Source organism: Caballeronia sp. LZ003 (assembly GCF_031451465.1).
Classification (GTDB): domain Bacteria; phylum Pseudomonadota; class Gammaproteobacteria; order Burkholderiales; family Burkholderiaceae; genus Caballeronia.
Genome location: NZ_JARUXJ010000001.1, coordinates 146,173 through 172,742, shown reverse-complemented (window position 1 = coordinate 172,742; position 26,570 = coordinate 146,173). Strand labels below are relative to the sequence as shown.

Below are 26,570 nucleotides of genomic sequence, written 5' to 3'. Positions count from 1 at the left end.
CTGATGCCACTTATGCGACGTTATATCTAAGATCTTCGGCACGAGCGTGCGGCGCGAATTGCTGCACGCAAGCAGCCAAGCTTTCAATTTTACGCGGGATTGCGACGGCCAAAGACGAAAACCGACAATGAAGCGCCAGATAATGGCGCGCGGTACGCGTTGCGCTCCGCGTAAACACTGCACTTACGTGGAATGTTGCGTTGTCAGCGTCTTTTCTACCGTGGGTGAGGAGCGAGTCCTGTGCCTGAGGTATGTTCGATCGGCAGCCGCGTGTGCTGCCCGAGGCGTTGTTCCGCCGATGATGCCTGCCGCTGCCGACTGTCATGTGACATGGTCGAGGCTCGGCGCAATTGCGCCGAGCCCTGCGTCAGCGGCGTTCGCCGATCATAGCACGGCGGATTGACGCCACTCGGCCACTGTTTCGTCGATAGGTCCAAGTCCAGGGAGGTGGTCGACGCCTTCCTGAAACTTGCGACGCAATGCAGGACTGCTACCGCCGACCCAAATGCGCACGTGTGGTGGAAGCATGTTGCGCAGGTCCGTTACGCCATTGGCGATGGACTGTGCCGGAAGCACGGCCGAAAACGACAGCGCCACGATATCGATGTCATGCATCTTCACCGCTTCGACGATATCGGTGAGCGGTGTCTGCAGGCCGAGCTGCATGCAGTCGCATTCAGACAGAGTAAACATGGCCTCTGCCATCAGAATGCCAAGCCCGTGACCTTCGCCCGACAAAGTGGTGAGCAGCACGCGCGGCCGTCCGCCACGTCCGCGCAGCGCATCGGAGAGCGGTCGAATCAGGGAACGCAGAGTGCTTTGAATCGCCTCGCTAAACAGGTGCTCGTGGTACACCTGCAGCGTACCCGCCGCCCACGCATTGCCGACGCGAGCCGCGAGCGGCGCCGCCACGTCCACGACAAAACGTTCCAAACCGTCGCGGGTCGCGCGCTTCAAGAGCAGAAACCGGAACTCGTCATAGGCGCCCGAGCGCAGCAGCGAAACCATGTGATCGAGTTCGACGTCCGGCGCATCCTGTCCCACACCCGACGACTGCGCCAGTTCCTGCAGTGCTTCGACTGGCTGCACGAGAACCTTGCTCGGCCGATGTCCCGCATCCAGCAGACGTTTGACGAGCCGCAGCTTGGACACCTGCTCTTGCGGATACAGGCGTTCGCCACCGGCTGAACGCATAGGTTGCGGAAAGCCGTAGCGGCGCTCCCAAACGCGCAAGGTGTCTTTCGTCAGACCTATTTCCTGCGCGATTGCACCGATACCAACGCCGGATACCGCGAATTCAGCCGAATGGCTGTAGGACGATCTTTCGGATGACGCCGTCCCGTCGGGCACCCGTTCGAATTCTTGCTCAGATTGATTTGTCATGGACAATTCGGATTGAAAGCGAACACACGTACACTCGCACAAGGCGTTCCCGGCAACGCGGTTGGACAAAACCTTCCAAACAACCATCCAATCATAGACAAAAACTAGTCCGATCAGCGGCGTTGCGATTGCGGGGAACGAACGATTGCCATACAACGAACCGCCCGCGATACGTCCGGGCGGACTGTTGCGCTATTGGATATACGGAGTGGGTTGGCGTTTGGACGCACGCCGAGCGTTAAAAGTGGAATCGGGCAGAGCATACGAGGAACTTGCCCGAAAGCAAAAATAAGCCGGAGGAATGTGTGTGCCCCCGGCGGCTAGCTCGACTACTCTGCTTTCTTGCGCGGCGCGGCCTTCCTTGCGGGCGCTTTCTTCGCGGCGGTATCGGACGCCTTGTCGCCGTTATCGGAGTCGGATGTCGAGGACGCCGCGGCGTCACCGGATTCCGGCTGTACACCCGGCGCGCCCGTCATGCCGGGCTGCATCATGGCGAGATGCGCCAATTGGTTGAACTGCGATTGCAGCACGTTCCACCAGCCGCTCGGGTCGAACCCGGGCGGCAGCGCGGCATCCGCATTGGCTTCTTCCGACTCCTCGCTCGACGCCGCCGGTTGCGCCGCCGCTTGTGGCGGAGGCGTTTCCTTCGCCGCGCCGGTCATCGGCCAGCCGGCTGCAGATTTCGGCTTCTCGGCAGGCGTTTGCTTGCCTTCCATCGACGTCTGCGCGTACGCGCCGAACGCACGCAACGTGGCGAGTGTAGCCCGCTGCACTTCTAGCGCCTGAATCGCCGATTGCAGCATGCTGAGGTTGAGCTTCAGCCACTGCTCGACCGCGCGCATGTCGGTCACGCGCTTGTCGAGTTCCTCGATGTTGGTGAGCGGCGCCATCATGTCGGACATCGCCGAAAGCGACGGACCCATGCCCTGACCGCCGCCCTGCATCGCGGCGGCGAACGGATTCAGGCGCATCAGCTCCCACATCTTGCCCATCATGTCGGCCTGGCCGAATCCGGGAAAACCGGGCATCGTGAATGGCGAGTTGCCGCCGGCGTTGTCGGTCATTGTTCTCTCCTCAGCAAGGTGTTCGGGTGCCCCGATTCAGAACGGCGCGCCGCCGGGGAAGTCCGGCGCGCGACGCTCTCGCAACGAGCGCATGCCTTCGTGCACGTCTGGTCCTGCAAAACCCATGAATTCGAGCGCGAGGGACGTATCGAATGTGGGTCCCGCCGAGCGCAGCCAGTTGTTCAGCGCGTACTTGGTCCAGCGGATCGCGGTCTGCGAGCCATGCGCGAGACGGTTCGCGACTTCGAGCGCCTTCGGCATCAAGTCGCTTTCCTCGACCGCGAGCGACACGAGCCCGATGCGTTCCGCTTCCTCGCCGCTCACCGGCTCGCATAGCAACAGATAGTACTTGGCCTTGGCCATGCCGCACAGCAGCGGCCAGACGATGGCCGCGTGATCGCCCGCTGCAACGCCCAGGCGCGTATGGCCGTCGATGATGCGCGCCGTCTTCGATGCGATCGAAATATCCGCGAGCAAACCCGCGACGAGTCCCGCGCCGACGGCCGGACCATGCATGGCGGAAACGATAGGCTTGCTGCAGTTGATCACGTTGTACACGAGATCGCGCGCCTCGCGCCAAACGCGGGCGCGCACGTCGAAGTCGTTGGCCATTTCCTCGACGAGCCCGAGATCGCCGCCCGCCGAAAAGCCCTTGCCTTCGCCGCGAATCAGCGCGACGCGCGTGTCGGGATCGCCGTCGATATCGCGCCAGATTTCCGCGAGTTCGCGATGCATGTTGGCATCGGCGGTAGAGAGGCCGCTTTTGTTCGCGCCCGCGCCGGGCATCACGACTTCGAGCACGCCATCCGCATGGCGGCGCAGTTCGAGCGAGCGGTAATTCGAGTACAGGGCAAGGTCGGTCATGTCGATGTCAGGTTGCGTTCAGCGCGGCTGATAGATCCATTTGCCGTCGCGAATCTCGACCATTACGCGCGCGCGTTGATCGAGGCCGATGTGATCGTTGGGCGTCATGTTGACCTGCCCGTTGGTATCGGCGAACTGCTTCGTGCTTTCGAGCGCGTCGCGCAGCGCGGCGCGAAACGCGGGCGTGCCGGGCGCGCCCGCTTTCAACGCGATGGGCACGGCGCGATCGAGCAGCATGCCGGCATCCCACGCATACGAGCCGAACGCGGAGACCGAGCCCGCGCCCTGCTTCGTTTCATACAGTTTGATGTAGTCGAGCGCGAGGCGCTTCGCCGGATGATCGTCAGGCAACTGGGCGGCGACGAGCACCGGGCTCGCAGGCAGAAAGGTGCCGTTGCAGTCCGTGCCGCACACGCGCAGGAAATCGCGATTACCCACCCCGTGGTTGTGATAGACCTTGCCCTTGAAGCCGCGCTGCGCGAGCGTCTTGGGTGGCAAGGCGGCAGGCGTGCCGGCCGCGCCGACGACCACAGCATCAGGCTTCGCCGCAAGAATCTTGAGAATCTGGCCAGTCACGCTCGGGTCGGTGCGATTGAACCGCTCGTTGGCCACGACTTCGATCTTGTGAATCTGCGCGAACTTCGCGACTTCCGCGTAGAAGGTTTCGCCGAGCGCGTCTGCCTGGCCGATGAACGCAATCGTCTTCACGCCGTGATTGCTCGCGTGTTCCGCAATGGCCGATGCCATCATCGCGTCGGTCTGCGGCGTCTTGAAGACCCAGCGCCGCTTGTCGTCCACGGGCTCGATGATCTTCGCGGACGAAGCGAGCGAGATCATGGGCGTCTGACCTTGCGACACGACATCGATCATGGCGAGCGAGTTCGGCGTGATCGACGAACCGATGATCGCGTCGACCTGATCTTCGCTGATTAGCTTCTTCGTGGTCTGCACCGCTTGCGTGGTGTCGGATGCGTCGTCGAGCACGATGTAGTCGACCGCTCGGCCGCCCATTTCCTTGGGCAGAAGCGCGACGGTTTCCCGAGCCGGAATGCCGAGCGATGCAGCCGGCCCCGTCAGCGAGAGCATGAGACCGATCTTCACGTGCGGCGTCTGCGCGATGGCCCCGGTCGTCATGAACACCGAGGCGAATGCCAGCGCCGCCGCCATCCTCCACTTGCCTTTGCGCATGGAACGTCTCCTTGTTGTTTTATTCGCGCTTTAGTTCGAACTTCATTCACGCCGCAGCGCCCGGCAAGTGTAAGACGGCAAAGGCCCGCGACGCATCGGGCTAAACCCCGCCGCGCGCTCGGTGCCTTAGTGCTCCAGTTGCGTCACGGCCTGATCGATCGCGCCGAAAATGGACTTGCCGCGCTCGTCGAACATCTCGATCTTCACGCTGTCGCCGAACTTCATGAACTCCGTCTCTGCCGCGCCGTGCTCGATGACTTCGAGGCAGCGCTTCTCCGCGATACAGCAGTAGCCGCGCTGCGCGTCCTTGTTGGAGATGGTGCCCGAGCCGACGATGGACCCCGCGCGCAGGTTGCGCGTCTTTGCCGCGTGCGCGATCAACTGGCCGAAGTGAAAGACCATATCGACGCCGCATTCCGGCTGACCGACTTTCTTGCCGTTCCAGTGCACGATCATTGGGCGATGCACGCGGCCTTCGCTCCAGGCGTCGCCGAGTTCGTCGGGCGTGACGGCCACGGGCGCGAACGCGCTCGCGGGCTTGCTCTGAAAGAAGCCGAAGCCTTTCGCCAGTTCGGGCGGAATCAGATTGCGCAACGACACATCGTTGACGAGCATCAGCAAGCGCACGCTCTTCAACGCTTCATCGGGCGTGGGCGCCATAGGGACATCCGACGTGATGACCGCCACTTCCGCTTCGAAGTCGATGCCGAACGATTCGGACGCGCACACGATATCGTCCGTCGGCCCGATGAAATCGTCGCTACCGCCCTGATACATCAACGGATCGGTCCAGAACTCGGGCGGCATTTCCGCGCCGCGCGCGCGCCGCACGAGTTCGACGTGATTCACGTAGGCCGAGCCGTCCGCCCACTGGAAGGCGCGCGGCAGCGGCGCCATGCAGGCTTTGGGATCGAACGTGAAGCTATTGCGTGCGCGCGATTGATTCAGCGCTTCGTAGACGTCCATGAGTTGCGGCGCATAGAAGGCCCAGTCGTCGAGCGCGCGTTGCAGCGTCGAGACGATTCCATCGGCGATGGCCGCGGTGCGCAAGTCGCGCGAGACGACGACGAGTTGGCCGTCGCGCGTGCCGTCTTTCAGCGTGGCGAGTTTCATAGAGCGGAGGGTAAGCCGTGATGACGTTAAGGAAAATCTATTTTACGATGGTGAATCGCCGGTCGATGAGTCGGCCATTCGGCATAAGCCCTTTTACGCGCTCCAGATGGATGAAACCCAGGACGACGACCTCGTCGACACCGCTTCAGAAAAAACCCGCTCGGGCATCCAATCGATCGAAGTCGGCTTTCGTCTGCTCGACGTGCTCACCAACGAACCGCGTGCCATGATGTTGCGCGATCTTGCGCAGCGGGCCGGCATGAGCCCGGCGAAGGCGCATCGCTATCTGGTGAGCTTCGTGCGGCTTGGGCTGGCATCGCAAGATCCTTTGTCGGGGCGCTACGAGCTCGGCGGCTTCGCCTTGCAGATGGGACTGGCACGCCTTGCACGCGTCGATGGCGTGAAGCTCGCGCGCCTGGCGCTGGCGCAATTGCGCGACAGGCTGGATCAGACGGTCGGCATCGCCGTGTGGGGCAATCAGGGGCCGACCGTCGTGCACTGGATGGAATCGAGCTATCCGGCGAAGGCATCGCTCAAGCTCGGCGATGTCATGCCGCTGCTTTCGTCGGCAACTGGTCTGCTGTTCGCGGCTTACCTGCCGCGCAGCAAGACGCAGGCGATGCTCGCGCGTGAACTCGCCACCACGCGGAAAACGCTCGCGGATGTCGAGCCGCTTCTCGCCGATGTGCGCGAACAGGGCGCGGCGCGCGTGGAAGGCATGCTGTTGCCATCGATTCATGCATTCTGCACGCCGGTTTTCGATTCGACGGGCGACCTCGCACTGGGTTTGATCGCACTGGGTCACGAAGGCGCGTTCGACACGCGCTGGGGCGGTGAAATCGATTCCGCGCTGCGTGAGTGCGCGCGCGGTTTGTCGTATGAGCTGGGTTATGCGGAAGACGAGCGCTCGCTTTGACGCGTTTTGTAAAAGCTTCGCGTGCGAGGCGCATTCAAGGAACATCGTTTCGTTCAAATGTGTCGAAAACGTTCCTCGTGTTCCGTAACACGCGCCTTTCCATCGCTTCGTTCAATGCCACTTTTCCCGTTTCGCCGTCGAAGTACTGCTTTCGCATCCGGCGAGCCATCCGATGCCGAAAACCCTCCGCGTCGCTGGGGCCGCTGGGCGCTGGTCATTCTCATCGTCGTATGTCTGCACCTGGGCGCGATGCGCTGGGTTGGCCGTGCGCAACGGCCGGTTAATCCGCCGCCGGAAAACCCACCCGTGCAGGTCGAACTGTTGACACAGAAACCGGTTTCGCCTCCTGCGCCACGGCCTCCCACGCCTGCACAGACACCCGTCAAACCTGCACCGACGAAGGCTGTCGAACCACCGAATCCCACACCCCAACCGAAGCCAGCCGCACCGGCGCCAACGCCCACACCGTCAACAACGCCCGCGCCGCCTGTCACCCCAGTCGTTGCCGATGACGACACCGCCCAAGCACAAGCCGCCGCGATTGCAGCCGCTTCTGCCGCTTCTGCCGCTTCTGCATCCGCGCAAGCTGCCGTGCCTGCATCGCAGCCAGTCGTCGCATCCGGCGACAAATTCAGCGTGCCGCCATCCGGCGAGCTTCGTTACGACACGCTCGTGAACGGCGTCATGAATCAGACCGGCACCATTCACTGGACGAACGATGGACAGCATTACGAGATGGTCGTTTCCATTCCGCTGCCCTTCGTCGGTCCATACGTCTATTCGAGCAAAGGTCACATCGATACCTTCGGCATCGCGCCGGACCAGTATTCCGAACAACGCGGCCGCCGCGCCGCCGATATCGCCGTGTTCAATCGCGAGACCAGACAGATCGTCTATACGCGTACGCCCAATAGCCAGCCGCTCGCCGATGGTGCGCAGGACCGCTTCAGCGTGGTCATGCAATTGTCCAGTCTGGTGCGCGGATCGCCCGATCAATACAAGCCTGGCGTGACGCGCCAGTTCAGCGTCGCCGATAACGACAGCAACGAAGTCTGGGCACTCGAAACCGTCGGCGACGAAAACGTGCAGTCGCGCGGCGGATTCACCACGGCGCGCCGCTTCACGCGCCTGCCGCGCCGCGAAGGGGACAAACGCAAGCTCGACATCTGGCTCGCGCCCGCGCTCGGCTGGCTGCCTGTGCGTATTCTGCAAACCGAACCGAATGGCATGCAGATCGAAATGCTGTGGGCGGACAAATTGGGAATAGCTCCCGATGCGCGCTAAGACGACGATTCAGGCACGCCGGATGCGTATGAAGAATCCGCGTCACGGCAATGCAGTGGCCCGGACCTCGAACTGACACCGCTGTGCGCACGAAAAACGGAGACAGCAGCGCAAACCGCATTCTCCACGGAGCCGATATGCAGTTGACGATCAATGGCATCGACACACGGTATGTTCTCGACAACGAAGGCGGCGGCCCGACGCTCACCTTCATCCATCAACTTGGAGGCGATCTCTCGGTGTGGGACCAGATGGCGGGATACTTCCGTCATGGCTACAACGTGCTGCGTTATGACCTGCGCGGACACGGAAGGACTGCGGTATCGCGGGACGCGTTCAGTATCGGGGACCTGGCCGATGACCTGGCCGAATTGCTCGACGAGCTCGGCGCAAAGACCGCGCACCTTGTGGGCTTATCCATTGGCGGCATGGTCGCGCAGACGTTTGCGATCAACCATGCGGATAAAGTGGATTCGCTGACGGTTGTCGGTGCGCCGGCGTTTATTCCAGAAGAAGCGCAGCCTACCTTTCGTCAACGGGCAGCTTCCGTGCGCGAAAACGGCGTATCGAGTATGGTGGATGCAACGCTCGAACGCTGGCTGACGCCGCAATTTCGCAAGGCGCATCCGGAAGTGGTCGAGCAAATTGGCGAAACGATTGCGCAAACGCCCGTCGATGGTTTCGCCCGCGCGGCTGAAGCAATCAGCCGTTTCAACGTCCGGGACAAGCTCGCAGCCATCGACAAACCCACGCTGGTAATTGCCGGCGAGCACGACAGTGGCACGCCACATGCTGCATCTCAGGTGATTGCCGATACCGTACCAGGCGCGCGATTCGAACTACTCAACGCAGCGCACCTAAGCCCGGTCGAGGAGTCGCAACGGTTTTGCGCATTGTTGAATGACTTCTTGCGCACGTCCGCGTCATAAGCTTTCCGCGTCAAAAGCTTCACAAGAAAGCCTCGATAAACCGGCATCACGTCGAGGCCACCCCTTGAATTCCCACCCGAGCGCTCCAATTACGGTGCAGGATTGCCAGGAGCAACAGGAATAAGGAGTGTCGCCATGCAAATGATCTACAACAGCCCTAACTATTGCGTCGTCGAGTTCCCGCCGCAGGACAATCATCTCGCGATGATGTCGGGCGGCTATGAGATCGTCGACAAAAATACGCAGCGGGAAATCTTCATCGACGGTGCGCTTGCCGCCAAGTTTCGCGAGCACGTGCAGAAACTGATCGAAGAAGAACCGTCGCTCGAAGACGTCGATGAATTCCTCGGTCAGTTCGATATCTTGATGAATCAGCCGGTGGTGCTCCACTGAAACTCGACTGCGCGCGCGGTTGAGTGCCGCGTCGCGCCCGCTCCAGCAGCGGTGATCACGGCAGCATGCGACACGAAAGACCCCGTCCGGGCAACCAGGCGGGGTTCTTTTTTTGCATCGGCGCCATGTCCGCGAGCGCTCCCGCACACGGTGATCGAGCCGCGCTGCGGCTACAATGCAGACTATTTCACATTGGTGCAGGGCCCGTCCGTCATGAACCAGAACGCCACATCCAAAGCTCCTTCGCGCGTCTACACGCGCGGCGCCGCGCTCCCCGCGCTCTTGCAGAAACGCATCCTCATCCTGGATGGCGCGATGGGCACGATGATCCAGCGCTACAAGCTCGACGAAGCCGCGTACCGTGGCGAGCGCTTCAAGGACTACGCACGCGACATCAAAGGCAACAACGAACTGCTTTCGATCACGCAGCCGCAGATCATCCGCGAGATTCACGACAAGTATCTGGCGGCGGGCGCGGACATCATCGAGACGAATACGTTTGGCGCGACACGCGTGGCGCAGGCCGACTACGGCATGGAAGACCTGGCTATCGAGATGAACGTCGAGTCGGCGAAGCTCGCGCGTGCCGCCTGCGATGCCTTCTCCACGCCCGACAAGCCGCGCTTCGTGGCGGGCGCGATCGGACCGACGCCCAAGACCGCAAGCATCTCGCCCGACGTGAACGATCCCGGCGCGCGCAACGTGACCTTCGACGAATTGCGCGAGGCTTATTACGATCAGGCGAAGGCGTTGCTCGACGCGGGCTGCGATCTGTTCCTCGTCGAGACCATCTTCGACACCTTGAACGCGAAAGCCGCGCTCTTCGCGCTCGACGAGCTGTTCGAGGACACGGGCGAACTCCTGCCGATCATGATCTCGGGCACGGTAACGGATGCGTCGGGCCGCATCTTGTCGGGACAGACGGTCGAAGCCTTCTGGAACTCGCTGCGGCATGCGAAGCCGCTGACCTTCGGCCTCAACTGCGCACTGGGCGCGGCGCTGATGCGTCCGTATATCGCCGAATTGGCGAAGCTCTGCGATACCTACGTTTCGTGCTATCCGAACGCGGGCCTGCCGAATCCGATGAGCGATACGGGCTTCGACGAGACACCGGATGTGACCTCGGGCTTGCTGAAGGAGTTTGCGCAGGCGGGGCTCGTGAACCTTGCGGGCGGTTGCTGCGGGACGACGCCGGAGCATATTGCGGAGATCGCGAAGGCGCTTGCCGAGGTGAAGCCGCGCGCGTTTCCCTCGCAGTATCGCGACGCTGCTTGACGACGATACCGACATCGACCGACGACAAGATAAAAGACACCATGACCGACCACACCATGCGCCTCTCCGGCCTCGAGCCATTCAACGTCACCGACAGCTCGCTCTTCATCAACGTCGGCGAGCGCACGAACGTGACCGGCTCGAAGGCGTTCGCGCGCATGATCCTGAACGGCCAGTTCGATGAAGCGCTCGCCGTTGCGCGTCAGCAGGTCGAGAACGGCGCGCAGGTCATCGACATCAACATGGACGAGGCCATGCTCGATTCGAAAGCCGCCATGGTGCGCTTTCTGAATCTGATCGCCTCTGAGCCGGATATCGCGCGTGTGCCGATCATGATCGACTCGTCGAAGTTCGAGGTGATCGAAGCCGGTCTCAAATGCGTGCAAGGCAAGGCTATCGTCAACTCGATCTCGCTCAAGGAAGGCGAGGACGCGTTCCGTCATCACGCGAACCTGATCCGTCGCTACGGCGCGGCATCCGTGGTCATGGCCTTCGACGAGCAAGGGCAAGCCGATACCTTCGAGCGCAAGACGCAAATCTGCAAGCGCTCCTACGACATCCTCGTGAACGAAGTGGGCTTCGAGCCCGAGGACATCATCTTCGATCCGAACATCTTCGCTATCGCGACGGGCATCGAAGAGCACAACAACTACGCGGTCGATTTCATCAACGCCACGCGCTGGATCAAACAAAATCTGCCGCACGCCAAGGTGAGCGGCGGCGTGTCGAACGTGTCGTTCTCGTTTCGCGGCAACGACCCCGTGCGCGAAGCCATCCATACTGTGTTCCTCTACCACGCCATTCAGGCGGGCATGGACATGGGCATCGTCAACGCGGGCCAGCTCGGCGTTTATGCCGATCTCGACGCCGAGTTGCGCGAACGCGTGGAAGACGTCGTGCTCAATCGTCGCGACGACGGCACCGACCGTCTGCTCGAAGTCGCCGACAAGTTCAAGACCGGCGCGGCAAAAAAGGAGGAGAACCTCGAATGGCGTAATCAGCCGGTCGAGGCGCGTCTGTCGCATGCGCTCGTGCACGGCATCACGAACTTCATCGTCGAAGATACGGAAGAAGTGCGCGCGAAGATCGAGAAGGCAGGCGGCCGGCCGATCAACGTGATCGAAGGGCCGCTCATGGACGGCATGAATGTCGTCGGCGACCTGTTCGGCGCGGGCAAGATGTTCCTGCCGCAAGTGGTCAAGTCCGCTCGCGTGATGAAGCAGGCGGTTGCGCATCTAATTCCGTTCATCGAAGAAGAAAAGAAGCGTCTCGCCGATGCAGGCGCCGACGTGCGGCCGAAGGGCAAGATCGTCATCGCGACCGTGAAGGGCGACGTGCACGACATCGGCAAGAACATCGTCTCGGTCGTGCTCCAGTGCAACAACTTCGAAGTGGTCAACATGGGCGTGATGGTGCCCTGCGCGACCATCCTGCAAAAGGCGAAGGAAGAAGGCGCGGATATCATCGGGCTCTCGGGACTCATTACGCCGAGTCTCGAGGAGATGGCGTACGTCGCGTCCGAAATGCAGCGCGACGACTACTTCCGTGGCAAGCAGACGCCGCTTCTGATCGGCGGCGCGACGACTTCGCGCGTGCACACCGCCGTGAAGATCGCGCCGCATTACGAAGGGCCGGTGGTGTATGTGCCGGATGCGTCGCGTTCGGTCTCGGTGGCGTCGAGCCTGCTGTCGGACGAGGGTGCGGCGAAGTATCTCGACGACCTGAAGACCGACTACGACCGCATCCGCACGCAACACGCGAACAAGAAGGCGCTGCCCATGGTCACTTACGACCAGGCGCGGGCCAACAAAACGAAGATCGACTGGAGCGCGTATCGGCCGAAGAAGCCGGGCTTCATCGGGCGGCGCGTGTTCAAGAATTACGATCTGGCCGAGTTGGCGACTTATATCGACTGGGCGCCGTTCTTCCAGACATGGGATCTCGCGGGCCCCTATCCCGCGATTCTCAACGATGAAATCGTCGGCGAATCGGCGCGGCGCGTGTTCTCGGACGGCAAGTCCATGCTCTCGCGCATCATCCAGGGCCGCTGGCTTCAGGCGAACGGCGTGGTCATGCTGCTGCCCGCGAACACGGTGAACGACGACGACATCGAAATCTACACGGACGACTCACGCTCGCAAGTCGCAATGACATGGCGCAATCTGCGTCAACAAAGCGTGCGTCCGATTGTCGATGGCGTGCAGCGGCCGAACCGCTCGCTGGCCGACTTCATCGCGCCGAAAGATTCCGGCGTGGCGGACTACATCGGCATGTTCGCGGTGACGGCGGGCCTTGGCGTCGACAAGAAGGAAAAGCAGTTCGAAGCCGATCACGACGACTACAGCGCAATCATGCTGAAGGCGCTGGCCGACCGTTTCGCCGAAGCATTCGCCGAAGCACTGCACGCGCGCGTGCGTCGCGATCTGTGGGGCTATGCGGCGAACGAAACGCTGGACAACGAATCGCTCATCGCGGAAAAATACGCCGGCATTCGCCCGGCGCCGGGTTATCCGGCGTGCCCGGATCACCTCGTCAAGCGCGATATGTTCGAAGTACTTCAGGCAGGCGAAATCGGCATGAGCGTAACGGAGTCGCTTGCCATGTTGCCGGCCGCAAGCGTGTCGGGTTTCTATCTCGCGCACCCGGAGAGCACGTATTTTTCGGTGGGCAAGATCGGCGACGACCAACTTGCGAGTTTCGCCGAACGCATGGCGATCTCGAACGCGGATGCGGAACGCGCCCTCGCGCCGCAGCGCTAATGCTGCAAAACAACATATGCAATCTGTGATAACGAAAAAAATGCACGCTATCGGCGGGAAAATTTTGATTTCCGTAGACTTGTAGCCGCGATAGGTCGTCACCACGACGGCCACGCATTTCTTTTCGTCACGGAGAAAGTCGCATGAAGAAGATGACGTCCGCCGTAACCGTAGCGCTTGCGGCAGCCGTACTTGCAGCATCGAGTTCGGCTGCGTTCGCGCAGGCCAGCACCACCACGGCGTCTTCGTACTCGCCGCCCGTTACCGAGCACAAGAAGAAGCCGAAGAAGCCCAAGAAGCCGAGAGCGTCCGCCAAACCTGCTCCGGCGGAAGGCGGTCAGTCGCAGTAAGCGGCAGCATCGCGACTCAGCCGTCTGACGTTATGTCCGCTGCAAAGTAAAAACCCGCATCGTCGCCGATGCGGGTTTTTTTATTCGCCAATGCAAACGAACGTTCAGACGCCCCAGAGAATGTCCGTATGCTCTTTCTGCGCAAGACGCAGCATGTCGAGAAACGGATAAGCGCGTTGCGCAAGCCCGATGGGAATCTCGTGCGGTTCGTGACCGTCCTCGCCTTCGTGGAAGTGGCCGTCGTGCTCGGCGCGCTCTTTCTTGTCCGTCGACACGGCGGCTTCGAGTTTTTCGATAGCCGCAGGCAGTTCGTCGTGAGTGATGACGCCCCGTTCGTTCAGCTGTTTACCAATGATGCCAAGCAGATACTCGGCGAGGTTTTGCAGCATCATGACGTCCGGAGCCGCGCTGGTTTTGAAAGTGATCAGCATGGTTAGGTCCTTTTCTTTATGTTGATATGCAGCTTTGAAAGCTGCACGATGTTGCCGCGAGTCGCGCCGACTGCCCGGTATGCACCCTGATTCGACATATTAGCACCTGCTAAAATCCCGCTTTACGCGTAGTTTGATTCCCGCGGCCTGTCGAGGCCTCTTACGGCCGGAGCAGCATCGCGTCGCGCATCCGCGCGCACCGCCCTCGCCTACGCCACACCACATCGGACTCGCTCCACTGGATCATTTTCAGCATGCTGCCCGCACACAAAGAAACCCTAGAAACGCTCCTCACCGACGCGGTCAAGCAGGTCGCGCAAGCCACGCAGGGCGCGACTGAAGCGGCCTTCGTCGCGCCGACCATCGTGCTCGAACGACCGAAGGTCGCGGCGCATGGCGATGTCGCCTCGAACGTGGCGATGCAACTCGCCAAGCCACTGCGCGCCAATCCGCGTCAGCTTGCGCAACAAATCGTCGATGCGCTACTCGGCAACGCAGCAGCCAAGGGGCTCGTGGAAGGCGCGGAAGTCGCGGGACCGGGCTTCATCAATCTGCGACTCGCGGCAACGGCGAAGCAAGCCGTGATCCCGGCAGTGCTGTCCGAAGGCGCCGCATACGGCGACTCGCGGCGCGATGCAGGCAAGCAAGTGTTGATCGAATTCGTCTCCGCGAACCCGACCGGACCGCTGCACGTCGGTCATGGACGTCAGGCCGCGCTTGGTGACGCGCTCTCGAACCTGCTCGGCACGCAAGGTTACGCGGTGCATCGCGAGTTCTATTACAACGACGCGGGCGTGCAGATCGGCAACCTCGCCATCTCGACGCAAGCGCGTGCGCGCGGCTTCAAGCCAGGCGACGCCGAGTGGCCGGAAGCGGCGTACAACGGCGAATACATTGCCGATATCGCGCGTGATTACCTGGCGGGCGCAACCGTCGCGGCGAAAGACGGCGAGCCGGTCAAGGGCGTGGGCGATGTCGAGAATCTCGAAGCCATCCGCAGCTTCGCGGTCGCTTATCTGCGTCACGAACAGGACATGGATCTGACCGCGTTCGGCGTGAAGTTCGATCAGTTCTATCTGGAGTCGTCGCTGTACAAGGAAGGACGCGTCGAGCAGACCGTCGAGGCGCTCGTGGCTGCCGGCAAGACCTATGAGCAAGAGGGTGCATTGTGGCTGCGCACCACCGACGACGGCGACGACAAAGACCGCGTCATGCGCAAGACCGACGGCACCTACACCTACTTCGTGCCGGACGTGGCGTATCACGTCGCCAAGTGGCAGCGCGGCTTCACCAAGGTCATCAACGTGCAGGGCTCGGACCACCACGGCACCATCGCGCGGGTTCGCGCTGGGCTGCAAGGGCTCGGCATTGGTATTCCGAAAGGCTACCCCGACTACGTGCTGCACAAGATGGTCACCGTCATGCGCGACGGCCAGGAAGTCAAGATCAGCAAGCGCGCCGGAAGCTACGTGACCGTGCGCGATCTGATCGAATGGTCGGGCGGCATGACGCCCGGCAACGAAGCCGCGCCCGATCAACTGGACGAAGACACCATCCGCCGCGGCCGCGACGCCGTGCGCTTCTTCCTCATTTCGCGCAAGGCAGACACCGAATTCGTCTTCGATATCGACCTCGCGCTCAAGCAGAACGACGAAAATCCGGTCTATTACGTGCAGTACGCCCACGCGCGCATCAGCACGATTCTCAACGACTGGAAGGAGCGCTACGGCGGCGATCTGGCCCAGGCCGCGCACGCCGATCTCGAGCCGCTGTCGAGCCCGCGCGCCATGGCGTTGCTCAACAAGCTCGCCGAGTATCCGGAAATGCTCGCGCACGCCGCCGAAGAACTGGCGCCGCATGCCGTCGCTTTCTATTTGCGCGACCTCGCTGGCGAATTTCACTCGTTCTACAATGCGGAGCGCGTGCTCGTGGACGAACAAAAGGAACGCGACGCGCGCATCGCGCTGCTTGCCGCGACGCGTCAGGTGCTCGCCAACGGTCTCGCGACCATCGGCGTGTCGGCTCCCGAAAAGATGTAATGGTCAGAAGACGTCCGTCGCGCCGAAAACACGACTTTCGACGCGCGCGGACGGCTGCCTGGCGCGGACTTGGCTTTAAGCCACCGTTATAATCGTCGGCCAACTCGAAGACTTTTTGCAGGTGATTCATACGATGGCAAAACCACGTCGCACGTCGAAGCAGTCGCAGTCGAAGCAAACCGGGGGTACTTTTCTCGGCATCGTGCTGGGCCTGATCGTCGGGCTCGCGATCGCCGTGATCGTCGCGCTATATATCACCCGCGCGCCCACGCCGTTCGTGGCGAAGGTTGCGCCGCCGCCCTCCGACACCAGTTCCGCGCCCGCCGCGCAGCCTTACGATCCGAACCGTCCGCTGCAAGGCAAGACGCCTGGGCAGGCCGTGCCACAAGCCGCGCAACCCACGCCGCCCAATACCGCGCCGGGCCAGAGCACCAATCAAACGCAATCGTCGGGCATGCTGGACGAACCGCAGATCGTCGAAGTGCCGCCGTCCGGTTCGGCCGCGTCCACGCCGAGGAACGGCAACGCCGCGAATCCGAAGACGCCCGACAACGCGACGAGTTCCGCCGCCGCTACGCCCAAGCCGAGCTCGACGACGGGCACGGCCAAGACCACGCCGCCCGCTCCTGGCGACGTCAACACGGGTTACTTCCTGCAGGTCGGCGCGTACAAGACTCAGGCCGACGCGGAACAGCAGCGCGCGCGGCTCGGCTTCCAGGGTTTCGAATCGAAGGTGACGCAGCGCGACGCGGGCGGCGTGACGTACTATCGCGTGCGCGTCGGCCCGTTCGCGAAGTTCGAGGACATGAACACGGCACGCCAGCGTCTGTCCGATGCAGGCGTCGATACCGCCGTCATCCGGTTCTCGAAACAATGACGGGCGTGGCCCGCGTCGTAATCAACGCGATGCGGGCCGACTTTAAGCTCGGCTTAAGCGTCGTATGTCCCACTTATGGACCTTCTGTGCTTCCTCTCAAATCATGAAAAAACTGCTTAGCGCCCTCGCTCTTTCTTTCGGCATCGCGGCTCTTTCGCTGAGTGCGGCCAATGTCGCATCGGCGGCGCCCGTTTCGGGCAAGGACTATACGGTGCTTTCGGCGCCTCAACCGGTCGGCGCGCCCGCGGGCAAGGTCGAAGTCATCGAATTCTTCTGGTACGGCTGCCCGCATTGCAACGAATTCGAGCCGTACATCGAGACGTGGGAAAAGAAGCAAGGACCGGACGTCGTGTTCAAGCGCGTGCCGGTTGCCTTCCGCGACGACTTCATCCCGCACTCGAAGATGTATCACGCGCTCGTCGCGCTGGGCGTCGCGGAGAAGGTCACGCCAGCCGTATTCAACGAGATCCACGTGAAGAAGAACTATCTGCTGACGCCGGAGGCGCAGGCGACCTTCCTTGCGACGCAGGGCATCGACAAGAAGAAGTACATGGACGCGTATAACTCGTTCTCGACGCAGAGCGACATCAAGCGCGACGCCAAGTTGCTGCAGGACTACAAGATCGACGGCGTGCCTACCGTCATCGTGCAGGGCAAGTACGTCACGGGTCCGGCCGCGACCAACAGTCTGCAAGGCACGACCGACGTGATGGACTTTCTCGTTCAGCAAGTTCGCGACAAGAAGATGTAATCGACACGGGCCGGCATGAACGCAGTTCGTCTCAAGGTCTTCCTGACCGGCGCGTCGAGTGGCATCGGCCTCGCTTTAGCCGAAGAGTATGTCAAGCGCGGGGCCGTACTCGGCCTCGTCGCCCGTCGCGTCGATTCCCTCGCGGCATTCGCCGCCCGCCATCCGCAAGCCTCCATCTCGATCTACCCCGCCGACGTGCGCAACGCGAACGCGCTTGCCGATGCCGCGCGCCGTTTCATCGAAGAACACGGTCCCGCCGATATCGTGATCGCCAATGCAGGCGTAAGCCGTGGCGCCCTCACCGGCCACGGCGATCTCGAAGCCTTCCGCGCCGTCATGGACACCAACTACTTCGGCATGGTGGCCACGTTCGAGCCGTTCATCGCGTCGATGACGGCGGCGCGAAGCGGCACGCTCGTCGGTATCGCGAGCGTCGCAGGCGTGCGCGGGCTGCCAGGATCGGGCGCCTACAGTGCGTCGAAATCGGCGGCGGCGAAGTATCTGGAAGCGTTGCGTGTGGAAATGCGGCCACAAGGCGTCGCGGTCGTGACCATCGCGCCGGGCTACGTGCGCTCGGAAATGACGGCGCACAATCCCTATTCCATGCCCTTTCTCATGGACGCGGACCGCTTCGCCGCCAAGACCGCCGACGCCATCGCGCGCAAGGTGCGCTACGCGACCTTTCCATGGCAAATGCGCATTGCAGGCATGCTGCTGCATGTCATGCCGCGCTGGCTTTACGACTTCATCTTCGAACGCGCGCCACGCAAGCCGCGCGACGGCCAATAAAAAATCCGGCAACGCGCTCAACGCTGCCGGATTTTTTTGCTTCGAACTTACTGGCCGGTCAGAACGCCACGTAAGGCGAGCTTCCCTGCGGATCGTAGCCGACATACACGTGCCGTCCGTAGAAGAACGGCATGCCGAAGTCGAAGAAGCCCGTCATGCCCAACTGACCGCCGAGACTGTCGAATGCGTACTTCCCGCCGCCCGAGGTCAGCGTGCGCGCGCTTACGAGACTGAACGGCACGGTAGCGGTATTGCCCTCGCTGCCGGTGATCGTGGCCGACAACTGTTGCTCGGAACTCGGGCAATAGAACGAACTCGTGCTCGAACAGAGCGTGAAGCTGTCCTGGAAGAAGTTGCCGTTCGAGCCGGTATCGAAGAAGGTCTGATACGTCGTGCCCTTGTAGGAGCCCGTCAGATCGCCGAATTGGTCCGTGCCGTACTTCGTGACGCCCGAGAGCGAGTTATTGCTCTGCGTGCCGATGCCGAATACCAGCGTGCCGGCAGCACTCGCCGCGCCGTTGTCTGGAATGGGCGGCAACTGCACGATCACGCCGTTGTTGTCGGTCGGAAAGCGCATGACCGGGTTGACGACCTGCTGCGCGAGCGGCACTGCCGTGCCCGTGCAGTTCGTGCCGTTCTGGCAGGAGAAGTAAGTCGCGTTGAGCGCGGAACTCACGCAGGACGTGCCGCAGTCGTAGGTCGCGGGACCGACGCCAAGAATGCCGTTCGCGCCGATATCAGCGGTCGTCGCTTCGTCATTGCCGGACGGGCAGCCGTTCATGCCGGACGGCGCCGAGGTCGAAGCCAGATCGCCGATGATCTGCAACGGCACGTTGCTCGCGACTTCGGTACCGATACGCACATCCGCCTGACGCACCGTGCCCCACGTGTAGCCATCCGCGAAACCGGCGCATTCGGCGAGCTGACCGCCGTTCCCCGCGCTCGTGACAGGCAGGCTGCCCAGTACCGACTGCGCCGCCGTGTTCAGGATACGCAGGCCGTAGGAAGCGGTATCGAGCTGAATGTTGTCGATGGTCTGACATACGTTCGTGCCCGGCGCGCATACCGTCACCGACACGTTCGGAATATTGACGAAGCCCGCCACACCCGCGTTGACGCTGATCGGCACGGCATTGGTGCCGTTGGCCGCAACGGGCTGCGCGTTCGCCGTGCTGGTGGAACCGCCGCCGCCAACCGAGCCGCCGGATGAGCCGCCGTTCGAACCGCCGTTCGAGCTGGATTTGTTGTCGTCGCCGCCACCGCCGCATGCGGCCAGCGCGAACGCGAGGAACAGCGCGCCGAGCCAGCGCACGCAGTTGCGTGCGCTCGAAGAAGAGGAAGCGCCGAGGCCGAGTGTAGTTCTACGCATACTGGGTTCTCCCGTCGCTTACTGAATGTCGCTGGCGGATACGCCGGCGGGCAAGGATTGCGGCAGATAGGCGCTGCCGGCAAATGCACCCATGTGTCCGCCCGAGCGCACGACGAGACCCGAATCCTGCACGCTCACCTGACCGCGTGCGCCGCGCTCGGCGCGTTGCGCGAGCAGGCCTTGCTGATACTGCGGGAAATAGCTGCCGAGCAGCGTGGCCAGGTCGGGCACACGCGGTCCGCGCCAGGCGATGCCGAACACCGTGCCTTCCGTGGACAAATACTCGTTGACGATGGTGCCGCTCGCAAGCGTGGTCGACCGGACCGTATAACTCGAAGCGCTGGCAGACGACGCGCCCGAGGCGCCCACGGCTGCGCGCACGACCGCATTCGTCGCCGTGGCGCCCGGTGGCGCGGTGAGCGGATCGCCGCCAAGCGCGGCCAATGCCGGTGCCGCGGCGCAGATGCCGAACGCTCCCGCTAGCAGAACGAAGTGTCTTTGCAGATGCCCAAGACGGGGTTGCTTCAGTGCCTTCACTGGGCCTCCTGATATTCGCTGTCCATGATGTTTGACGCCGCCGGCGCACTCGCAAGCGGCCGGCTCATGACGTTCCGGTGACGCAAGGACCGCCGATTTGCGCACCGCCAGGGTGCCGCTCAACCGTCAGTATGCCAAAGTCCTCGGAATTGTCCGAACGTTCGCCAGCACGCGCCGTTTGCGTTTTGGCGAATTGGACCGGAAACAGTGCGATTCATTCACACGAATTTACGACGCGCGCGAAAAAACGCGACGCGCACTCTTCGTGCGCGCCGCGTCATTCGCGGGCGAGAAAGCCGCCGATGCAGGAGCTTAAAAACCCAGGCTCGCCAGCAGGTCGTCCACTTGCGACTGATCCTGCACGACATCGCTGCGGCCTTGCGGATTGATCTGCGGACCGTTGAGCAAGGCTTCCGGGCTGCCGCTCGAAGAGACGAGCGCCGCCGCCGATGCCGCGAACTGCTCGCGCCGCTCCGGTGCGATGTTTTCGAGCAGCACGCCAAGCAATTGCTGTTCAATGAGATACACGACATCCGTGATCTTGTTGATGACCTGTCCGGTCAAATCCTGGAAATCCTGCGCGAGCATGATTTCGAGCAGTTGCGCATTGGTCGCCTGCGTCTTCGCCGGAACGCTTTGCAGAAACGTGCGCGTATCCGCGAGCAATTCGCCCGCTTCGCCCTGTCCGAGCGGCGCGCCGTACCATTGCTCCCAGCGTGCATCGAGCGCCTGCGCTTCGCGCTGCATCGCTTCTTGCATCGGCTTCGCGAGTTCGATCGCGTTGAGCGCGCGCTCGGCAGCCTGCTCGGTCATCGTGGCGACGTACTTCAGGCGATCGCGTGCGTCCGGAACGGCAACGGCTGCCGCTTCCACCTGCTTGTCGAGGCCGAGTTCGCGCATCGAGTCGCGCAGCGTGCGCGTCAGTTGCCCGATGCGGGCGAGAATCCGGTCAGTGGACTGATCGTTCTCGATCTCCGCCTGCATGAGCGGGGCGGCAAAATCAGTAGTCAGATCGTTCACGATCAGCTCCCCGCTTTGGCCATCTTCTCGAGAATCTTGCTGAGCTTCTCGTCGAGCGTGGCGGCCGTGAACGGCTTAACGACGTAACCATTCGCACCGGCTTGCGCCGCCGCGATGATGTTTTCCTTCTTCGATTCCGCCGTCACCATGAGTACCGGCAAATGCGAGAGGTTGGCGTCCGCGCGAATCTGCTGCAGCATGGCGAGGCCGTCGAGGTTCGGCATGTTCCAGTCGGAGATGACGAAGTCGAAGCCGCCGCCGCGCAGTCGCGCGAGACCGGCGGCGCCATCTTCGGCTTCATCGACATTCGAATAGCCGAGCTCTTTCAGCAGATTGCGCACGATACGGCGCATCGTCGGAAAATCGTCGACGACGAGGATCTTCATGTTCTTGTCCATCACTACTCCCGGTTGTTTCAATGCGGCGCGACGCCGCGAATCCAAAGTGAAAAATCAGACGCGCTGCACGCGTTCGCCCATCGAGGCAAGCCGCGCCATGACGCGCCGGCTCATTTCGTTGAGCGGCGCGATTTCGCTCGCACCGCCCATTGCAATTGCTTCGCGCGGCATGCCGAACACCACGCAACTCGCTTCATCCTGCGCAAGCGTGCAAGCGCCCGCCTGCTGCATGTCGAGCAGGCCGGCCGCGCCGTCGCGGCCCATGCCGGTCAGGATCACGCCGATCGCGTTCTTGCCCGCGTGCTGCGCGGCCGAGCGAAACAGCACATCCACCGAGGGACGATGCCGGTTGACCGGCGGCGCGTCCGACAGATGCGCCACGTAGTTCGCTCCGCTGCGCGCGAGCACCAGATGCGCGTGGCCCGGCGCGATATACGCGTGGCCCGGCAAGACACGCTCGCCGTGTTCGGCTTCCTTCACCGTGATACGGCATAGTCCGTTCAGACGCTGCGCGAACGACTTCGTGAAGCCGGGCGGCATGTGTTGCGCGATCAGCACGGCGGGCGCATCGGGCGGCAGCGGCACGAGCACTTCGCGGATCGCTTCCGTTCCGCCCGTCGATGCCCCGACGATCACCAGCTTTTCCGTCGATACCAACGGGTTGTTCAAAAACGGCGCGGGCCGCACGGCGGCAGCCGACCCCGCGCTGGCGGGCGCGCTTGCCGCATGCGTCGTCTGCCGCACGCGAGCGCGCGACGCCGCGCGAATCTTGTCGGCGAGCTTCTCCGCGTAATCGAGCATGCCGTCGCGGATGCCGACTTTCGGCTTCGTCACGAAATCCACCGCGCCGAGTTCCAGCGCGCGCAACGTGATTTCGTTGCCGCGCTCGGTCAGCGACGACACCATCACGACCGGCATCGGCCGCAGGCGCATCAACTTTTCCAGGAAGTCGAGGCCGTCCATGCGCGGCATTTCGACATCCAGCGTCAGTACGTCCGGGTTATGCAGCTTGATGAGCTCACGTGCGACGAGCGGATCGGGCGCGGTCGCGCACACGTGCATGTCGGGCTGCGAGTTGATGATCTCGGTCATCAGGCTGCGCACCAGCGCCGAATCGTCGACGCACAGTACGTTGATCTTCGGCGTCGCCGGCTTGTTGTTCGCGTTGACGATACTCATGCTTCCTCCGCCGCTCTGGTGCTGCGCGGCGCACGCGCCAGGCCGCTGCTGAAAAGCTCGGCCCGGGGCTTTGCGCCCGCCGCACTCGATGCGCCGAACAGTTCCACGCGCGGCTTGCCCGTGGCGCCCGCCGCACCCGGCTTCGTGTTGAATAACTCGACCCGCGAGCGTGCCTTTGCGAGCCGCTCCGCGCGTTCTTCCGGCGTGCGCTGCACGAGCGCCTGCTCGCGTTCCACCACCACCGGCTCGTGCGCGGCCTTCAGTTTCTTGACCATCACTTGTCCCGAGCGCGGCATGAACGCCACCTTGCGCGGATGCATGCCCTGCAAATCCTCGGCGACGATACGAATCTTTTCCAGCGCGAGATAACGCCGCACGAACTCCGAATTACGATCGCCGATATTGATGGTCGTCATGCCCGCGAGCACCGCGCCGCCGCCAAACACCTTCGCTTCGAAACGCTCACGCCGTCCGCCGCGCTTGATGAGTTCGTTGATCAGCACTTCCATCGCATAGGCGCCGTAGCGCATCGAATCGGACGCCGCCGCCGACGCATCCGAACCGTCGTCGGGCAACATGAAATGATTCATCCCGCCAATGCCCGCCGTGCGATCGTTGATGCACGCCGCCACGCACGAGCCGAGCACGGTCACGAGCACCATGTCTTCGCTCGTCATGTAAAACTCGTTCGGCAGGAGCTTCACGCCCGGCTTCTGAAAGTGATTGTCGAAATACAGATTCGACGCGATCGGCAGGCCGCTCATGCCACTTCTCCCGCCAGCGCCTTCGTCTGTTTCGCCGCGCCCGCGTTCTTCATGTCGCGCGTCAGTTCGTACACGGTCTGGCCGCGCAAACGGAACGCCTGCGACACATACGTGAAGTTTTCCGAGTGTCCCGCGAACAGCAGGCCGCCCGGCTTCATCAGCGGATCGAAGCGCGACAGCACGTGCGATTGCGTCGGCTTGTCGAAGTAGATCATCACGTTGCGGCAGAAGATCGCGTCGAACGGACCCTTGATGTCGTAGCGCGCATCCGTCAGATTCACGCGGCCGAAGTTCACCATCGCGCGCAGCTCGGGACGAACCTTCACGAGGCCCGCATGCGCGCCCGTGCCTTTCAGGAAAAAACGCTTGAGGCGGTCCGCCGGCAGCGTCTTCACCTGATCGAGCGAATACACGCCGGCGTCGGCCTTGGCGAGCACCTGGCTGTCGATATCGCTTGCGAACACCGTGCACTGGCGCGCGGCGTGATCGCCGAGCGCTTCGACGAGCGTCATCGCGATCGAGTAAGGCTCTTCACCCGTCGATGCCGCCGAGCACCACACCGACACCGGTTGCTGCCGGCGCTTGGCGAAGTCCGCGAGAATCGGAAAGTGATGCGACTCGCGGAAAAACGCGGTGAGGTTCGTGGTCAGCGCATTGACGAAGGCTTCCCATTCGTTGCTGTCTTCGTTGGCTTCCAGCCGGTCCAGATACAGCTTGAACGTGTCGATGCCGCATGCGCGCAGACGGCGGGCGAGACGGCTGTACGCCATGTCGCGCTTGTGGTCGGAGAGCGAAATGCCCGCGCGGCGATGGATCAGTCCGCGAATGCGAGCGAAGTCCGCTGCCGTGAATTCGAAGTCGCGTTCGACTTCGGAGCCGCGCGTGCCGGCGGCCGGGTCGATGCGTGCGTTGCGCGTTGCCGTCATGATGCTTCGTGCTTCCCTGGCGTCTTCTTCGGCGACGCGCGCCGTTGTGTCGTTGAATGCGATCTTGCGTGGCTTTGTCGTCGCTGTTCTCCGCGAACGGAGCTCATGTCGAAAGCCTGCATGGTCGCTGCTGTTTGCAAACCCGGCTTAGAAGGTTTCCCAGTCGCCGTCGTCCGCGGTCGTCGCCTTGGCGCGCGGTGCGCTCACGGCGGCTTTCGCTGCCATACGCGGCGCGGGCTTCTTCGCTGGCTGTTGCGCTTCGCTTGCCGTTACCTTGATAACGGCCGGTTCGCACGCGACGTTAGCCTCGTGCGAAACTTTTGTGGGTTCGGCGCGCTTGAACGTCTTCGCCTTCGAGACGGCAGCCTTCGGCGCCACGCGTGCAGCGGGCGCGGCAACGGTCTTGGTGCCTGCTTCGATGCGCCATTGGCCGACCACGTCCTTCAGTTGCCGCGTCTGCTCTTCGAGCGATGCCGCGGCAGCCGCCGCTTCCTCGACGAGGGCCGCGTTCTGTTGCGTGACGCTGTCCATCTGCGTGACGGCGCGATTCACCTGCTCGATGCCATCGGACTGCTCTTCCGATGCCGCGCTGATCTCGCCCATGATGTCGGTCACGCGGCGCACCGCCTGCACGATCTCGCCCATGGTTTCACCGGCGCGCGTGACGAGTTCGGAGCCGCTTTGCACCTTGCCGGCCGAATCGCCGATGAGCGCCTTGATTTCCTTCGCCGCCGCCGCGCTGCGTTGTGCAAGCGAGCGCACTTCGCCCGCCACGACCGCGAACCCGCGTCCTTCCTCGCCTGCACGCGCCGCTTCCACGGCCGCGTTCAACGCGAGAATGTTGGTCTGGAACGCGATGCCTTCGATCACGCCGATGATGTCCACGACCTTGCTCGAACTCGATGCAATCGCGTTCATCGTATCGACGACCTGCTCGACGACCTGGCCGCCGCGCGACGCGATATCCGACGCGTTCACCGCAAGCTGGCTTGCCTGACGCGCGTTGTCCGCGTTCTGCTTGACCGTGCTCGTCAGCTCTTCCATGCTCGACGCCGTTTCCTGCAGCGACGCCGCCTGTTCTTCCGTGCGTTGCGAGAGGTCCGTGTTGCCGCTCGAAATTTCATGCGCGCCGACATCGATCGATTCCGCGCCGCGATGCACCGCGCCGACCATATGCGTCAGGTCCGTTCGCATGCGTTCGATGCCCGCGAACAGACGCCCGATTTCGTTCGTGCTGTCGGTATGCGCCGACTTCGTGAGATCGCCGCGCGAGATGCGGTCGAAGTGATCGACGGCGTCGTTGATCGGCTGCACGATAAGGCCGCGCAACGCGATGCGCGTCCCGATGAGAATGAGCACCGACAACGCGAGCAGCGCGCCGATGGTCAGGCTAAGCGTCGAGATGTGCGACGCCGTGTTCGAGCGCGATTCTTCCGCGTGCTTCTGCTGGAACGCCACCGCCGCGACTACCGCCTGATCGAAGGACACGAACATCGGGCTGATCTTCGTATCCGCGATGGCGTGATACGCGGCCGTGTCGTTCGCGCGGATCGCGGTGAATTCCGGCTCGACGCCCGTCTTCACGAGCGTGTCGTGCTGCGCCACGAGCTCATCGAGCGTGGTCTTCGGCAGCATCGGCTTATGGGTGTCGAGATAGAGCTTCCAGTTCTCGTTGCTCTTGTCGAGCAGATACTGGCCGCGGTCCAGCGCTTTCTTCGCTTCCGCGTCGTTGCCCGCTTCGGCGAGCGAACGCACGCGGTCGAGCGTGATGCGCGAGCGCAGCAGATACGACGAGGTCTCCGCGAGCGCGCGCATCGCGACCATGTCTTCCTGCGCGAGCGACGTGAGCGAATGGCTCGCCGAGTTCAGGCCGACGAGCGACAGCGCGCCGATCACGGCCGCGCAACTGACGAATAGCAGTCCGACGAGCGTGAGCATCGTGCGGATCGACAACTTCTTGAACATGTCTTTC

25 protein-coding genes are annotated in these 26,570 nt (G+C 62.6%); 11 read left to right on the top strand and 14 right to left on the bottom strand.

The annotated features are described in order from the left end of the window. Window positions 1-384: 384 nt before the first annotated feature. The 5 genes from QCE79_RS00805 to QCE79_RS00785 form a co-directional block, all read right to left on the bottom strand. Window positions 385-1,383 carry a MerR family transcriptional regulator gene (locus QCE79_RS00805; RefSeq protein WP_309841170.1) on the bottom strand — a complete coding sequence of 333 codons (999 nt, stop codon included), beginning with the start codon at window positions 1,381-1,383 and terminating at the stop codon, window positions 385-387. A 329-nt stretch (window positions 1,384-1,712) separates the two neighbouring features. Then, on the bottom strand, window positions 1,713-2,447 hold the full coding sequence (locus QCE79_RS00800) for a PhaM family polyhydroxyalkanoate granule multifunctional regulatory protein (protein WP_250462743.1): 735 nt from the start codon (window positions 2,445-2,447) through the stop codon (window positions 1,713-1,715). A gap of 36 nt (window positions 2,448-2,483) precedes the next feature. Further along, window positions 2,484-3,311 carry an enoyl-CoA hydratase/isomerase family protein gene (locus QCE79_RS00795; RefSeq protein WP_309841168.1) on the bottom strand — a complete coding sequence of 276 codons (828 nt, stop codon included), beginning with the start codon at window positions 3,309-3,311 and terminating at the stop codon, window positions 2,484-2,486. 18 nt (window positions 3,312-3,329) lie between these two features. Beyond that, entirely contained in the window at window positions 3,330-4,499 is a 1,170-nt protein-coding gene (locus QCE79_RS00790; protein ID WP_309841166.1) for an ABC transporter substrate-binding protein, read from the bottom strand. A 126-nt stretch (window positions 4,500-4,625) separates the two neighbouring features. Then, a complete protein-coding gene (locus QCE79_RS00785) occupies window positions 4,626-5,612 on the bottom strand; it encodes a fumarylacetoacetate hydrolase family protein (protein ID WP_250491698.1) in 987 nt (328 codons plus the stop codon). A 106-nt stretch (window positions 5,613-5,718) separates the two neighbouring features. Here QCE79_RS00785 and QCE79_RS00780 point away from each other — a divergent pair, with 106 nt between their 5' ends. The 7 genes from QCE79_RS00780 to QCE79_RS00750 all read left to right on the top strand — a co-directional run bounded on the left by QCE79_RS00780 (window position 5,719) and on the right by QCE79_RS00750 (window position 13,518). Next, window positions 5,719-6,528: an IclR family transcriptional regulator gene (locus tag QCE79_RS00780; RefSeq protein WP_309841164.1), complete on the top strand. Its 810-nt coding sequence runs from the start codon at window positions 5,719-5,721 to the stop codon at window positions 6,526-6,528. Window positions 6,529-6,642: 114 nt separating this feature from the next. Beyond that, window positions 6,643-7,812, top strand: a complete 1,170-nt coding sequence (locus QCE79_RS00775) for a DUF3108 domain-containing protein (RefSeq protein WP_309841161.1) — start codon at window positions 6,643-6,645, stop codon at window positions 7,810-7,812. A 137-nt stretch (window positions 7,813-7,949) separates the two neighbouring features. Further along, window positions 7,950-8,741 carry an alpha/beta fold hydrolase gene (locus QCE79_RS00770; protein WP_309841159.1) on the top strand — a complete coding sequence of 264 codons (792 nt, stop codon included), beginning with the start codon at window positions 7,950-7,952 and terminating at the stop codon, window positions 8,739-8,741. A gap of 135 nt (window positions 8,742-8,876) precedes the next feature. Then, window positions 8,877-9,134, top strand: a complete 258-nt coding sequence (locus tag QCE79_RS00765) for a DUF3567 domain-containing protein (RefSeq protein ID WP_244826831.1) — start codon at window positions 8,877-8,879, stop codon at window positions 9,132-9,134. Between the two features lie 213 nt (window positions 9,135-9,347). After that, window positions 9,348-10,409: a homocysteine S-methyltransferase family protein gene (locus tag QCE79_RS00760; RefSeq protein WP_250508491.1), complete on the top strand. Its 1,062-nt coding sequence runs from the start codon at window positions 9,348-9,350 to the stop codon at window positions 10,407-10,409. A gap of 41 nt (window positions 10,410-10,450) precedes the next feature. Beyond that, entirely contained in the window at window positions 10,451-13,168 is a 2,718-nt protein-coding gene (metH, locus tag QCE79_RS00755) for a methionine synthase (protein ID WP_244827945.1), read from the top strand. A gap of 143 nt (window positions 13,169-13,311) precedes the next feature. Continuing rightward, complete coding sequence (locus tag QCE79_RS00750) at window positions 13,312-13,518, top strand: hypothetical protein (protein WP_250462726.1); 207 nt, start codon at window positions 13,312-13,314, stop codon at window positions 13,516-13,518. Between the two features lie 104 nt (window positions 13,519-13,622). Here the strand turns inward: QCE79_RS00750 and QCE79_RS00745 are convergent, their stop codons facing one another. Continuing rightward, window positions 13,623-13,949 (bottom strand): DUF1840 domain-containing protein, encoded by a 327-nt coding sequence (locus tag QCE79_RS00745; protein ID WP_244826828.1) that lies wholly within the window; start codon window positions 13,947-13,949, stop codon window positions 13,623-13,625. 254 nt (window positions 13,950-14,203) lie between these two features. Here QCE79_RS00745 and argS point away from each other — a divergent pair, with 254 nt between their 5' ends. From argS to QCE79_RS00725, 4 genes are all read left to right on the top strand, one after another. Continuing rightward, window positions 14,204-15,988 (top strand): arginine--tRNA ligase, encoded by a 1,785-nt coding sequence (gene argS, locus QCE79_RS00740; RefSeq protein WP_250491693.1) that lies wholly within the window; start codon window positions 14,204-14,206, stop codon window positions 15,986-15,988. Between the two features lie 133 nt (window positions 15,989-16,121). Then, window positions 16,122-16,865: an SPOR domain-containing protein gene (locus QCE79_RS00735; protein WP_244826826.1), complete on the top strand. Its 744-nt coding sequence runs from the start codon at window positions 16,122-16,124 to the stop codon at window positions 16,863-16,865. A gap of 103 nt (window positions 16,866-16,968) precedes the next feature. Next, a complete protein-coding gene (locus QCE79_RS00730; RefSeq protein WP_244826825.1) occupies window positions 16,969-17,616 on the top strand; it encodes a thiol:disulfide interchange protein DsbA/DsbL in 648 nt (215 codons plus the stop codon). A gap of 15 nt (window positions 17,617-17,631) precedes the next feature. Next, window positions 17,632-18,405, top strand: a complete 774-nt coding sequence (locus QCE79_RS00725) for an SDR family oxidoreductase (RefSeq protein ID WP_309841153.1) — start codon at window positions 17,632-17,634, stop codon at window positions 18,403-18,405. 58 nt (window positions 18,406-18,463) lie between these two features. On the opposite strand, the gene QCE79_RS00720 is transcribed toward QCE79_RS00725, so the two are convergent. The 8 genes from QCE79_RS00720 to QCE79_RS00685 all read right to left on the bottom strand — a co-directional run bounded on the left by QCE79_RS00720 (window position 18,464) and on the right by QCE79_RS00685 (window position 26,563). Continuing rightward, complete coding sequence (locus tag QCE79_RS00720) at window positions 18,464-19,774, bottom strand: DUF3443 domain-containing protein (protein ID WP_309841152.1); 1,311 nt, start codon at window positions 19,772-19,774, stop codon at window positions 18,464-18,466. An 18-nt stretch (window positions 19,775-19,792) separates the two neighbouring features. Beyond that, window positions 19,793-20,302: a DUF2844 domain-containing protein gene (locus QCE79_RS00715; RefSeq protein WP_404989354.1), complete on the bottom strand. Its 510-nt coding sequence runs from the start codon at window positions 20,300-20,302 to the stop codon at window positions 19,793-19,795. Window positions 20,303-20,623: 321 nt separating this feature from the next. Next, on the bottom strand, window positions 20,624-21,295 hold the full coding sequence (gene cheZ, locus QCE79_RS00710; protein ID WP_309845098.1) for a protein phosphatase CheZ: 672 nt from the start codon (window positions 21,293-21,295) through the stop codon (window positions 20,624-20,626). A 38-nt stretch (window positions 21,296-21,333) separates the two neighbouring features. Further along, on the bottom strand, window positions 21,334-21,729 hold the full coding sequence (gene cheY, locus QCE79_RS00705; RefSeq protein ID WP_244826821.1) for a chemotaxis response regulator CheY: 396 nt from the start codon (window positions 21,727-21,729) through the stop codon (window positions 21,334-21,336). Window positions 21,730-21,783: 54 nt separating this feature from the next. After that, entirely contained in the window at window positions 21,784-22,908 is a 1,125-nt protein-coding gene (locus QCE79_RS00700; protein WP_309841150.1) for a chemotaxis response regulator protein-glutamate methylesterase, read from the bottom strand. Continuing rightward, window positions 22,905-23,672, bottom strand: a complete 768-nt coding sequence (cheD, locus tag QCE79_RS00695; RefSeq protein ID WP_244826819.1) for a chemoreceptor glutamine deamidase CheD — start codon at window positions 23,670-23,672, stop codon at window positions 22,905-22,907. Before cheD ends, QCE79_RS00700 begins: the two co-directional genes overlap by 4 nt. Then, window positions 23,669-24,598 (bottom strand): CheR family methyltransferase, encoded by a 930-nt coding sequence (locus QCE79_RS00690; protein ID WP_244826818.1) that lies wholly within the window; start codon window positions 24,596-24,598, stop codon window positions 23,669-23,671. Before QCE79_RS00690 ends, cheD begins: the two co-directional genes overlap by 4 nt. A 147-nt stretch (window positions 24,599-24,745) precedes the next feature. After that, window positions 24,746-26,563, bottom strand: coding sequence for a methyl-accepting chemotaxis protein (locus QCE79_RS00685; RefSeq protein ID WP_309841147.1), 1,818 nt, complete (start codon window positions 26,561-26,563; stop codon window positions 24,746-24,748). Window positions 26,564-26,570 lie beyond the last annotated feature (7 nt).